This is a genomic window from Parageobacillus thermantarcticus (genome assembly GCF_900111865.1).
Taxonomy (GTDB): Bacteria; Bacillota; Bacilli; order Bacillales; family Anoxybacillaceae; genus Parageobacillus; species Parageobacillus thermantarcticus.
Map to the genome: position 1 here is coordinate 23355 of NZ_FOJS01000009.1, position 12571 is coordinate 35925.

General features: G+C 44.6%; 10 protein-coding genes. 1 reads left to right on the forward strand and 9 read right to left on the reverse strand.

What is annotated here, in order from left to right; genetic code table 11:
- Window positions 1–45: 45 nt before the first annotated feature.
- The 3 genes from BM278_RS06945 to BM278_RS06955 form a co-directional block, all read right to left on the reverse strand.
- Window positions 46–1035 (reverse strand): ABC transporter substrate-binding protein, encoded by a 990-nt coding sequence (locus tag BM278_RS06945; RefSeq protein ID WP_208601764.1) that lies wholly within the window; start codon window positions 1033–1035, stop codon window positions 46–48.
- A gap of 128 nt (window positions 1036–1163) precedes the next feature.
- Window positions 1164–2708: a fatty acid--CoA ligase family protein gene (locus tag BM278_RS06950; protein WP_090948634.1), complete on the reverse strand. Its 1545-nt coding sequence runs from the start codon at window positions 2706–2708 to the stop codon at window positions 1164–1166.
- Between the two features lie 199 nt (window positions 2709–2907).
- On the reverse strand, window positions 2908–3642 hold the full coding sequence (locus tag BM278_RS06955; RefSeq protein WP_090948635.1) for an MBL fold metallo-hydrolase: 735 nt from the start codon (window positions 3640–3642) through the stop codon (window positions 2908–2910).
- Between the two features lie 148 nt (window positions 3643–3790).
- Here BM278_RS06955 and yhfH point away from each other — a divergent pair, with 148 nt between their 5' ends.
- Window positions 3791–3928 (forward strand): protein YhfH, encoded by a 138-nt coding sequence (gene yhfH, locus BM278_RS06960; RefSeq protein ID WP_090948636.1) that lies wholly within the window; start codon window positions 3791–3793, stop codon window positions 3926–3928.
- Window positions 3929–4060: 132 nt separating this feature from the next.
- Here the strand turns inward: yhfH and BM278_RS06965 are convergent, their stop codons facing one another.
- The 6 genes from BM278_RS06965 to BM278_RS06990 form a co-directional block, all read right to left on the reverse strand.
- A complete protein-coding gene (locus BM278_RS06965; protein WP_090948637.1) occupies window positions 4061–6463 on the reverse strand; it encodes a YhgE/Pip domain-containing protein in 2403 nt (800 codons plus the stop codon).
- Window positions 6464–6531: 68 nt separating this feature from the next.
- On the reverse strand, window positions 6532–7104 hold the full coding sequence (locus tag BM278_RS06970) for a TetR/AcrR family transcriptional regulator (RefSeq protein ID WP_090948638.1): 573 nt from the start codon (window positions 7102–7104) through the stop codon (window positions 6532–6534).
- A gap of 96 nt (window positions 7105–7200) precedes the next feature.
- Window positions 7201–8625 carry a protoporphyrinogen oxidase gene (gene hemY, locus BM278_RS06975; RefSeq protein ID WP_090948639.1) on the reverse strand — a complete coding sequence of 475 codons (1425 nt, stop codon included), beginning with the start codon at window positions 8623–8625 and terminating at the stop codon, window positions 7201–7203.
- Window positions 8626–8640: 15 nt separating this feature from the next.
- Window positions 8641–9576 carry a ferrochelatase gene (hemH, locus tag BM278_RS06980; RefSeq protein ID WP_090948640.1) on the reverse strand — a complete coding sequence of 312 codons (936 nt, stop codon included), beginning with the start codon at window positions 9574–9576 and terminating at the stop codon, window positions 8641–8643.
- A 13-nt stretch (window positions 9577–9589) separates the two neighbouring features.
- Window positions 9590–10627 (reverse strand): uroporphyrinogen decarboxylase, encoded by a 1038-nt coding sequence (gene hemE, locus BM278_RS06985; RefSeq protein WP_090948641.1) that lies wholly within the window; start codon window positions 10625–10627, stop codon window positions 9590–9592.
- Window positions 10628–11047: 420 nt separating this feature from the next.
- The gene (locus tag BM278_RS06990; RefSeq protein ID WP_090948642.1) at window positions 11048–12448 is read right to left on the reverse strand and encodes a hypothetical protein; all 1401 of its coding nucleotides are present in this window, start codon (window positions 12446–12448) and stop codon (window positions 11048–11050) included.
- Window positions 12449–12571: the final 123 nt, after the last annotated feature.

Consider the following 12571-nt stretch of genomic DNA (forward strand, 5'->3'; position numbering starts at 1 on the left):
TTGAAAGTACATCCCTCCTTGCGTGAGGAGGGATGCAACTATAATTTACTCGATATACTCGGCAATGGAATCCCATTCTGGGTTAAGCTTGATGCCCATGTCTTTTGCCGCTTTTTTGTTAATAAGCAATTTCAGCTTTTTCGGATATTGTACTGGTAAATCAGATGGTTTTTTACCATCTTTAAGAATTTGTGCTGCCATTTCTCCCGCTTCATATCCAATGTCGTAATAGTCGAACCCGTAAGCGGCAAACCCGCCGCGTTTCACGGAATCCAATTCGCCGACAAATAACGGAATATCATGGTCGCTCGCTACTTTAATCACCGACTCGAGCGCGGAAACAACAGTATTATCTGTAATAATGTAAATGCAGTCTACCTTTCCGACAAGCGACTCCGCCGCCTGCTTCACCTCCGCCGATGTCGATACAGAAACAGGAACAATTTTCAAATCTGTCCCTTTCATCGCTTTTTTGACGGATTCCACTTGCGCGACGGAATTTTGTTCTCCAGAGTTATAAATCGTGCCGACGCGATTTCCTTTTACGTATTTATCAATAAACTGTACTGTTTTCGGAATCGCGTCCGGATGCGTATCAGTCGTTCCCGTGACGTTACCCCCCGGTTTTTCCATCGATTGGACAAGCTGCGCCCCGACCGGATCTGTAACAGATGTAAACACAATCGGAATATCCTTTGTCGCGTTCAATGCCGCTTGGGCGCTTGGAGTGGAGTTGGCGAAAATTAAATCGACTTGATCGGAAACAAAATTATTGGCAATCGTTTGGTTGTTGTTCATATCTCCTTGGGCGTTTTGCACATCATAGGAAACAGACAGCTTCTTGTCTTTCAGCGCCTGCTTAAATCCGTCCAGCGCCGCATCCAATGATGGGTGCTCGACAAATTGCGTCACACCGATTTGATACGTTTTCTCTTTATTTCCATCGCTTTTGCTTGTTTCTTTCGCGCCGCACCCGCTCAACAATAAAAAACTTGCCGAACATAACATTGCCATTCGTCGAATTCTTTTTTTCATCATCCCATCCCCCCTAGCATACAATGCTTTATCACTTTTATACTTTTTAGCTTTTATGCATTAAATTATATAAATTTATTATTCTATTTTCAACTATTAATAAAAAAGTACCGAAAATTCGGTACTTTTTACGATTTTGACGATATTAACCGTTCTTTCAACGCACGCCGCAAAATTTTTCCTGTTGTATTTTTCGGCAGTTCATCTAAAAACTCAATCGAACTTGGAACTTTATATTTCGCTAGATGCTGGCGGCAATATTCGATGAGCATTTCCTCCGTTAATTGCGGGTTTTTCGAAACGACAAAACACTTCACCGCTTCCCCGTAATCTGGATCAGGCACGCCGACTACAGCTGCTTCGACTACATCCGGATGGGCGTATAAAACTTCTTCTACTTCACGCGGATATACGTTATAGCCGCCAACGATAATCATATCTTTTTTCCGATCGACAATGTAGAAGTATCCTTCTTCATCCATCTTCGCTAAATCCCCGGTATAAAGCCATCCATCGCGGAGCACGTGCGCCGTTTCTTCGGGCATTTTGTAGTAACCTTTCATCACGTTCGGACCGCGGACAACAAGTTCACCGACTTCTCCGACCGGCACTTCTTCGCCAAATTCGTTTACTACTTTGTTTTCCACATTGATAATGCTTGTCCCAATCGACCCCGGTTTGCGAGGACGATCTAACGGATTAAAGCAAGTTACTGGAGACGCTTCAGACAATCCGTATCCTTCCGAAATAATCACTTTAAATTTTTTCTCAAAGTTTTTCAAAAGCGCGACCGGCATCGAAGAACCGCCCGAAATGCAGAGACGAATCGTTCGAAAATCATCCGCGCTTCCGCCTTCGTATTGGTACAGGAAGTTATACATCGTCGGTACGCCTGCAAAGATCGTTGCTTTTTGTTCCCGTGCAATGTTGAAAATTTTCGCTGGGCTAAACTTCGGAACAATAATCACCGTGCCGCCATTCATTAACGGAGCGTTAAGCGCGACCGTCAAACAAAAGACGTGGAACATCGGCAACGCCGCAATAACGCGGTCGTTTTCATTGATTTTTAAATAATTGGCAATATCTTGAGCGTTGCTATATAAGTTTTTATGGGTTAACATCGCTCCTTTTGGTTTTCCCGTCGTTCCCGATGTATACAAAATCACAGCGACATCATCATCCGCCAACTCCGGACCTTGGAAGTTCATATCGCCAGATTGCAATATTTCTGAAAACGGTTTCATTTGTTTTTGTAAAGAAATACCTTTTTCTTTTCCTTCCGGAGTTTCACAAATAATCACATGTTCTAATAGCGGCAAGCGTCCTTGCATTTGCGCAAACAGCGGCACGAGCAAATCGAATGCAATCACCGTTTTTACGTCTCCGTTCGTTAAAATATAGCTGATTTCATCCAGTGTATAGATCGGATTAATCGGAATAACGGTTGCTCCAAGCCGCAATGCTCCGTACAATCCAATAACGAAATATGGCGAGTTCCCGACTAACAAGGCTATGTGGTCACCTTTCCGAATTCCCATGTTATGCAGGCCGCTGGAAAACTTGGAAACCGCCGCATCCAATTCTCCATATGTGCAGCTCTCCCCTTCAAACCAATACGCTTCCTTATTTGGCAGCTGCTTTGCTATCTCTGCCAGCCGCGACGTTAAATTCATCAAACTCCCTCCCCCAGCAAATATACTGAATGAATTATCATTCATTTTATAATAAAAAAATTCAGATTTTACTTATATTATATGAAAAAAGAAAAAAGAGAGCAAGCAAAAGCTTGCTCCCCTAATCCACTATCGTTTGTCTTTTGTAAAAAAAGCAAATAAATGGATCGACATCGTGAATAGGGCAACCCTTTTATTTTTATTTTTCCCACACAAGCCCTGTCTTTGCTAATTGCACTTTGCCGGAAAACACTGCACTCGCCTCGCTGACAAGCTGCGCATGTTCTCCAAAATGCGGCAGATGGGTGAGCCATAGTTCTTCCGCGTTTGCGTCACGGGCGATCGTCGCCGCTTCCTCGCTCGTCATATGGCCAGCGGGAGCGGCGTTTTGTCCTGCGTAAAAATTGCATTCACAAATAAGCAAATCCGCATTTTTAGCAAATGGCGCAAATTCCGGCAAATAACTAGAATCAGCCGTATAAACGACCGTCGCGCCCCCCGCTGTAATTCGCATCGCATAACAAGTAACGGGATGCACCGTCTTCATAAAAGTAATGTGAAACGGCCCGACTTGAAGCGGTTGTTCTGGATCATAAGCGATTGCCTCAGTGATTCCTTCATGCGCTAAACGCGCAAATTCACCTTTGTCAAACGGATGTCCGTAAACCGGAAGCGTTGGCAACGGCGCCCCAAGATTTTTTTTGATCAGCCGCGCATATTGCAACGGACCGATATCCGCAATGTGATCATGATGATAATGCGACACCACTACTGCATCCAATTTTTCGACAGATACATAATTTTGCAGTTTCGCAAGCACGCCGCTTCCACAATCCACTAACATGCGAAATTCATCATGCTCAAACAAATATCCTGACGTTGCTTCATTTGCTGCTGGAAACCCGCCCCAATATCCGATAACCGTGACTTTCATCGTATTCCTCCTTTACATTTTGTTTTTTTCATCATACATAATTTCAAACGATTTTGCATCTTTGTTGAAATTTGTTTTAAAACAGATATTGACAAAATATATTCTGTTATAATACAATACAACTAACAAAACAACGGAGGCGATCGAAATGTTAGGAAAAGTGTTAGAATTTTTCAAAAACCTACCACCAAAAAAATGTGCGCAATGCGGCAAAGAAATAGAAGAACAGCACGAATGCTACGGAAACGTATGTGAAGATTGCTTAGGCGCCGCTTATCATCGATAACTAAACACTTTCTATCTGCACTTTGCAAAGATGCTTCAGACAAGAAGCATCTTTATTTTTTGCATCAGCCGCCGTCGAATCGACCATCGTACCATTTTTAAACGTTGCGCTTATAAAAATGCTTCCGAAGCATTACGCTTCGGAAGCTTCATTCATTCGTTGTGCGACTGTATAAAACTGACGTTTATGCTGAACAATGAAGTATAAAATTGTAGCCGTTATGAAAACCGCAATGAACAAAGCTAAAATCGCCGCGTTATGCCACATAAACGCAAAGTCTCCACTAGAAATCACCGCTTTAAATCCGAGAACGGAATACGTCATCGGCAGCCAAGCGTTAAAATGTTGCAATGCGTCCGGAATTAATTCGAGCGGGAATGTTCCGGCGCTTGTCGTAAGCTGCAAAATTAATATAATGATTCCGATAAAGCGCCCCGGATCCCCCAGCGTTGTCACTAGGAATTGAATTAACGCGATAAACGCAATGCTTGTCATCATCGTAAATAACATAAATCTCGGGACGCTTTGTACATGAATGTCCAGCGCGCCAAGCAACACCGCATCTACCAGCAATGATTGAATGATGCCAATGACGAATAAAATGCCAAATTTCCCGATAAACCAGCTAAATCCAGATTTCGGCACACCAGCCGGTTCGCGCAATGGAAACACAATCGATAAAAGCAGGGCTCCGACGAACAATCCTAACGATAAAAAGTACGGCGTAAATCCGGTACCGTAGTTTGGCACATGATGCATTTTTTCATTTTTCTTTTTCACTGGATCGGCGAACATTTTATAGACATCGTCATTCGCTTTGACACCACTCGCTTTTTTCGCGCCGTCAGCGAGTTTGCTTGCCAATTCATTCGATCCATCATCCAATTTTTTCATTCCGCTGACAAGCTGATCGGAACCGTTAGCAAGTTTGTCCATGCCATTGGAAAGCGACGCTGCGCCATTTTCAAGATCGTTCATGCCTCTCGCAAGTCTTCCCGATCCATCGGCAAGCTGATTTGTACCATCTTTCAATTTGCTCGAGCCTTGGGCAAGCTGCCGCAATCCGGAAGATAGTTGATCGCTTCCTGCCGCCAGCTGGTTAACACCATTTTTTCCTTCTTGCAATTTTTCGCCAAACGTTGTTAATCCTTGCACTACTTTCGCCTGACCGGCAACAAGCGCATCAGCTCCGTTTGCTAATCGTTGCTGGCCAGCTAAAAGCTTTTCAACACCTTCGCTTAACGCAAGCTGTCCATGGTGAAGACGAGAAGCACCATCGGCAAGCTGATCCGTACCTGCTTTTAATTGACTAGCGCTATTCGCTAGCTGTTCCATTCCTTGAGCGACTTGTTTGCTTCCTTCAGATAAAGGAAGCAATTGTTTTTTCAACGTTTGCAATAGCGCTTTCTCGTTTGGATCTGTCGCCTGCGCCGCTAACGCGTCCAGCTGCGCCACCGCTTTTTCTAATCCTTGACTCACTTGGAGAGCGCCTTGATTTGTCTTCGCCGCTCCTTGCTGCCACTGTTCCATCGACGCAGAAAGTTTTTGCGCCCCATTTTGCAATTCCTGCGATCCTTGCGTCAATTGAGGAATGTTTCCTTTCATTTGTTCCATTCCGCCAAGCGATTGATGAAGCCCGCCGGACAGCTGTTTCGCGCCATTCTCCACCTGTTTCGCGCCGGCTAATAATTGCGAATGACCGTCTTGCATTTTTGCAAAACCGTTTTGCAATTGATGAAGCCCGTCGTTTAACCGATCGGCGCCATCGCTCGCCGATTGCATCCCATTTTCAAATGTAAGCGATTTTTCGGCAAGCAGTTTTAAGTTTTGATAAAGTTCTTCAGCACCATTTTTCGCGGCATGCGCTCCTTGCTGCAGCTTTCCACTTCCTTCTTTTGCGGAATGAAGGCCGCTTTGCAAAGCAGCGCCTCCGTCTTTCGCTTTTTTCATCCCGTCGTGCAGCTGTTTTGCGCCGTCGCTCGCTTGATTAAGCCCTTTCGCCATCTCGCGGATATTGTCAAACATTGTTTCGGCATATGTTTCCGTCACGGTATTGGAAACTTCTTCTTTTATCTTCTCGACGGCGTTATCGCCAATTTGCGCCGATAAGAAGTTAAACGCTTCATTCGGTTTATAGATAAGCTTCATCGGTTTCGGATGTTCGTCTTGTAATGTTGTTGCATTTTTCGAGAAATCTTCCGGAATTTTAATGGCCATATAATATGTTTGGTGTTGCAGCCCTTTTTCCGCCTCTTTTTCAGAAACAAAATGCCAATCAAATTTCTTGTTTTCTTTCAGTTTTTCAACTAACTTATCGCCAATCGCCAATTTTTCACCGTTCATCGTCGCTCCTTTATCGCTGTTCACCACAGCAACAGGCAATTGGTCCAAATGAGCGTACGGATCCCAAAACGCCCATAAAAACATTCCGCTATACAATAATGGGATAAATATTACTGCAATAATCGGAATCAGTACTTTTCGATTTTGCAAAATCGCCTTTGCCTCTTTCCATAATAATGCAAATCCTTTCATTTTCCCCCTCCTCTACGATTGACTAATTTGTCCATTTAGTCAGTTTTAGCAAAAAAGAGAAGGACCATCTATTTCGACAATCCTTTTAGAAAGTAAAGTTCAAATAATTGTGCAATTTTTTCCTTTGTCAGTGGTTCATGGTCTTTTTCCCAATCGACAATTAAAGCAATATACGTTTTCAGCATTAAAAACGCCGTAATCTCGGCGTCGCAGTCGCGAATTTCCCCTTTTTTGATGGCAATGTCGATTTTTTCGCGAATGTAATCGATAATAGCCCAATCCAATTTTTTCATCACTTCTTGAACCGCTGGTGTTCCAATGTTGCGCACCTCTTGAAGAAGCCTCGCTGTTAATTGATGTTGCTGGCGAAACTCTAAAATGCGGTATAAAGCGCGGTGCACGTTTTCCGAAAAAGGACGATCAGGGTTCATCGCCTGCTCGGCTTCTTTTTTTATTTCTAAAATAAGCGCCGAAATAATTTCATCCAACAAGTCTTCTTTATTTTTAAAAAACGTATAAATCGTCCCTTTTCCGACGTTGGCGAGTTTCGCTATTTGCTCCATTGTCGTTGCTTTGTAGCCAAATAACGAAAATGATTTTGTTGCTGCTTCAATAATTTGTCGTTTTCGATCAATAGACATATTCCTCATCCTTTAAGATGACTAAATGAACATTTTGGTCATTACGTTCAAAATCATAGCACACTTTTCACAAAAAAGAAAGAGGTTAACTCATTTTTAGTTAACCTCCGCCAGCTTCCGACGGGTCGTTTGCAAATAATCAAGCACTTTTTTTACCGCTTTTTCTTCTTGGTCGATGCAGTCCGGCAGCCCTAATCCTTCGTATGAACTTCCCGCCAAAAACACGCCTGGGAGTTCAGACTCCATATGCGCTTTTATTTTTGCAAGTCGCTCTTTATGCCCTACCGTATATTGCGGCATCGCCTTTTTCCATCGCGAAACAACAATAAACTCTGGACGTCCAGAAATGCGCATAATTTTGTTTAAATCGTCCATCACGACACGGACGATTTCGTCATCCGACTGTTCGACGATTTCTTCATCGCCGGGGCGCCCGACATAGCAACGCAACAGCGCCTTTCCATTTGGCGCGGTATGCGGCCACTTTTTATGCGTCCATGTGCAAGCGGTAATCGTATAATCGTTGCGGCGGGAAACGACGAAACCGGTTCCGTCAATATCTTGCTCAATAGCACTTTCTGGAAAGGCCAACGCCACAGTGGCGACGGATGTCGACGGAACAGATTGAAACGGTTCGAAAAACGGGTAATCTGCAAACATCGCCGGCACAGATGAGTGCGGCGTCGCGACGATGATGCTATCCGCCTTCCATACGTCGCCGTTGCTTAAGCGCAGACGGTATCCCGTCCCTTCACGCCGTATGCTTTCTACCCGCACTCCTTTCATCACGCTTCCTTGTTCGAGTCGTTTTTCCACTTCATCGATTAACGATTGCAAGCCCGTTTTTAATGTTTGAAACGCACCTTTCCGCTGTTTCTGCGCTTTCGGTGTCGTCCGTTTTGCCCCACGCACCAAACTGCCGTATTGCTGCTCGACTTGGAAAAACTGCGGGAATGTCGCCATTAAACTCATTTGATCAATATCGCCGGCGTAAATACCCGATAGCAGCGGTTCAATTAAGTTATCTACCACCTCATCTCCGAGACGGCGGCGGAAAAATTGCCCTAACGATAAATCGCCTTCCGCTTTTGTCGGCGGCAAAACAAAATCAAGAGCAGCGCGCAGCTTTCCTAATGGAGAAAACAGCCCTGTCGTGATAAACGGACCGATCCGCGTCGGAATCCCCATGACGGCTCCACCCGGTATTGGATAGAGCTTTCCGTTTGCAAGAATATACGATTTTCCCGTCGCATTATGGACGATTTCATTTTCTAGCCCAACTTCACGCACAAGGCGAAAAGCGCTTGTTTTTCGCGCCAAAAACGAATCAGGTCCACGTTCAATCACAAAGCCATCGCGCACCACTGTTTGTACTTTGCCGCCTAAACGATGCGTCGCTTCGACCAGCTTGCATTCAATCGGAAGTTGTTGCTCTTTCACCGCTTTTTGCAAATAATACGCAGCAGTAATTCCCGTTATGCCGCCTCCGATAATCACAACCGTATATTTTTCCTCATTCACTGTTCATCGCCTTCTTTATAAAAGTTTGATCCGTTTTAATACAACCGTCGCTAATGCATCGATGAATTTTGCATTCGCATTTGGCATTTCTGGGCGATAATAGTTTGCGCCGATTTCTTCCGTCACTTGTTTACATTCAATATCGTTATCATATAACACTTCTAAATGGTCTGCGACAAACCCGACCGGAACATAGACAAATGACGTATATCCATTTTCTTGATGCAACTGTCTCGTTAAGTCTTGAACATCCGGACCGAGCCAAGGCTCTGGCGTGTTGCCGGCACTTTGCCAGCCTACCGCATAATGTTTTACGCCGGCTTTTTCGGCAATTAGTTTTGCCGTTTCCGCAAGCTGCTGCGGATACGGGTCACCCGCTGCAATAATTTTTTCCGGCAAGCTATGCGCCGATACGATGAGCACCGCTTTGTCGCGTTCTTCTTCGGTCATCGAAGCATACACTTCTTTTACTTTTTCGACCCAATAGTCAATAAATTTCGGTTCATCATACCAGCTGTCAATCGTATAAATCACCGGCCCTCCCAATTTTTCCGCTTCCGCTTTTGCCCGTTCGTTGTACGATTGAATGCTGAACGTCGAAAAATGCGGCGCAAGCACAATGCCCACGGCTTCTTTAATGCCATCTTCATGCATTTGCCGAACGGCATCTTCAACAAACGGTTCAATATGTTTTAACCCTAAGTACATTTGAAACTCGATGTCCTCTTGTACATCGTTAAGCCGCTTTTCGAGTTGCTTCGCTTGTTCAAGGGTAATTTTGGCCAATGGGGAAGTTCCGCCAATCGCTTTATAGCGTTGCTTTAAGTCTTCCAATAGTTCCGGGGAAGGCTTTCTGCCATGACGAATGTGCGTATAATATCGTTCAATGTCTTCTTCTTTATATGGCGTCCCGTATGCCATCACTAATAAACCCATTTTCTTCTTTGCCATGCTATAACACCTCTCATTTTCTTGATGTATAATTATGGATAAACGCTGTTAGCCGTTTTAGCGTCTCTGGCTGAATTTCCGGAAAAATGCCGTGGCCTAAGTTAAATATATATCCAGGCCGTTCCATGCCTTCATCTAAAATTTGTTTCACGCGTTTTTCAATGACTTCCCAAGGTGCAAGAAGAACCGCTGGATCTAAATTTCCTTGAAGCACCTTCGTAATTCCTTTTTCCCGTGCTTCGCGAAGTGAAAGCCGCCAATCAAGCCCGATTACATCAAGCGGCAAGTCGTTCCACTCTTTTGCCAAATGACTTGCGCCGACGCCGAACATAATGAGCGGAACGTTTTCTTTGCGAAGCTCCGCAAAAATCCGGGCCATCGTCGGTTTAATAAATGTGCGATAATCATCCACACTCACGGCGCCGACCCATGAATCAAAAATTTGGATCGCATTCGCACCAGCGCGGATTTGCGCCTTCACATAGCGAATCGTCATATCGGCAAGCTTGTCCATCAGCGCAAACCACGCTTTCGGCTCCGCGTACATAAACGCTTTTGTTTTATTGTAGTTTTTCGACGGGCCTCCTTCAATCATATAGCTCGCGAGCGTAAACGGCGCGCCGGCAAATCCGATGAGCGGAACGTTTAGCTGTTCAGTCGTCAATAGCTTAATCGTTTCCAATACGTACGGCACATCTTCTTCTGGATGAATTTCCCCAAGCTTTTCTACATCCGCCAAGGAGCGGATTGGATTGGCAATCACCGGCCCAATCCCCGCTTTAATCTCTACATCGACGCCAATCGCCGGAAGCGGAGACATAATATCTTTATACAAAATCGCCGCATCGACATTGTACTGTTCGACCGGCAGTCTTGTTACATAAGCGCAAAGTTCCGGTTGGTGCGTAATTTCAAATAACGAATATTTCTCTTTAAGCGCCCGGTATTCCGGCTGCGACCTCCCCGCCTGCCTCATATACCAGACTGGAACATAATCCGTTTTTTCGCCGCGGCAAGCGCGCAAAAATGTATCGTTCATCCGTTTTGACATCTTCATCCGCCTTTCTTGTCTATCATCGATTGATAAACAGTTCGATCAAAAGCTACATTTACAACTATACAAGGTTCTTATGACAATGTATAGCAACAGGGGGAAACTGTCAAAAAATTGACGATTTGTTTCCACTTATGCCGATACCGCTTTATTCGTCCGCTTTCAAAATAGACGGCCGGCTGTCTTTGCCTAACTATCGTTTTCCATTCTTTTCATCGGTGTAACGATGTTGCGGCAAAAAATTATTCTTCTTTACATTATAACAAAAAAGCCGCCTCGCTCCTACGAGGCAGCTTATCGATCAAGTCCGTGAAATTGTGTAAAAACAAAACGGTAAAAGGCGATTTTATTTTCCCGTAATCCAAGTCTATTGTACTGGCAATGGAATTTTACACAATAATTAGACTTCAGCCATTTTCACATAAGAAACATCGCCGCAATCGTTGTAATCACGATGCCGATCGTCACCGGAACTAAGTTGCGCCGCGCCAGTTCAAATGGATCGACACCGCAAATGGCCGCAGCGGGAATAAGCGCCCAAGGAACAAGCGTGCCGCCTCCAACCCAAATTGCCGCAATTTGTCCAAGCGCAGTCAATGTCGCGGCACCGCCACCAATCGCCGTCGCAAATAAATGCGCAACCGAACCTGCTAATGAAATTCCAGAAAAGCCTGAACCATCCAATCCGGTGATTGCTCCGACAACCGTTAACGTTACCGCGCCAATCTCATCGTTAAGCGGCACGATATGGGCAAGCGCCACTCCTAAGTCGTTCACAATTCCTTGCGATAGTTTCGGCAAGTGCTCGCCGATAATTTTGCCAAACCCTGCGTCGCCAAGATAAAAAAACGCCGCGATCGGAATGACTGGTCCAAACACTTTAAAGCCAAATTGAAACCCTTCAATCAAATAATTAGTAATTTCTTCGAAGCTTTCTTGTTTATGCGCAAAAATCGAAATAAAAATTAAAATAAAAATCGCCGTTCCTCCGATTAACGCAGTCGCTTCCCCGCCTTGCAAGCGTAAATAAAACATCGCGATGACATCTAAAACAAACATAACCGGAATGATGACCGCCATTATATTTTTCGCTTGATTAGACAACAATCGTTCCGTCTTTTCGAGCGCTGCATCCGCAGTTACCGCCACTTCGTTCGCTTCATTAGCAAAATACCCTCTCTTCATATCACGGCGAAGCAATAAAAAAGCAGTGATCGTAGTTGCCGCTCCCATTACTAACACGAGCGGCACGCTAGCAGAAATGACTTCCGAGACAGGAAGACCGGCGGCATCCGCCGTCAGCTTTGGCGCCCCCTGAATAACGAAATCTCCTGACAGGGCAACACCGTGACCAAACAAATTCATTGCCATGGCTGCTCCTAACGCTGGCAGCCCAACGCGAATCGCCACAGGAAGCAACACCGCTCCCATTAGCGCAACGGCAGGTGATGGCCAGAAAAAACAAGAAATGATCATCATCAAAATTCCAATCGTCCAATACGCCCATCCCGGTGTGCGAATAAACCTAGTAAATGGCGAAATCATCACATCATTAATTCCCGTTGCTGTCAGCACTTTACTCATTGCCACAATAATGGAAATCACTAAAATGGTCGGCAAAAGCTCTGTTATTGCGTAAATAAAGCTATTAAACACCCCGCTGATCGCAGCGCTTAACGAATGGGTTGCAGTAGCTGCTAACAAAAAGATCCCAGCGATACAAACGAGCGATGTATCTTTTCTTGCGATCATAAATCCGATGATAAGCACGATAAACGCTAAGTAAATCCAATGCAGCACCGTTAATTCGACACCCATTTATATTCTCCTTTCCTTGTTTCATGGGTAAATAGGACATTTACCTAACACGGATGTACTACAGCATATGAAAGGAGAATAAAGGTGTGAAACACTTCTCTATTTTGATCGCATGATAACAAA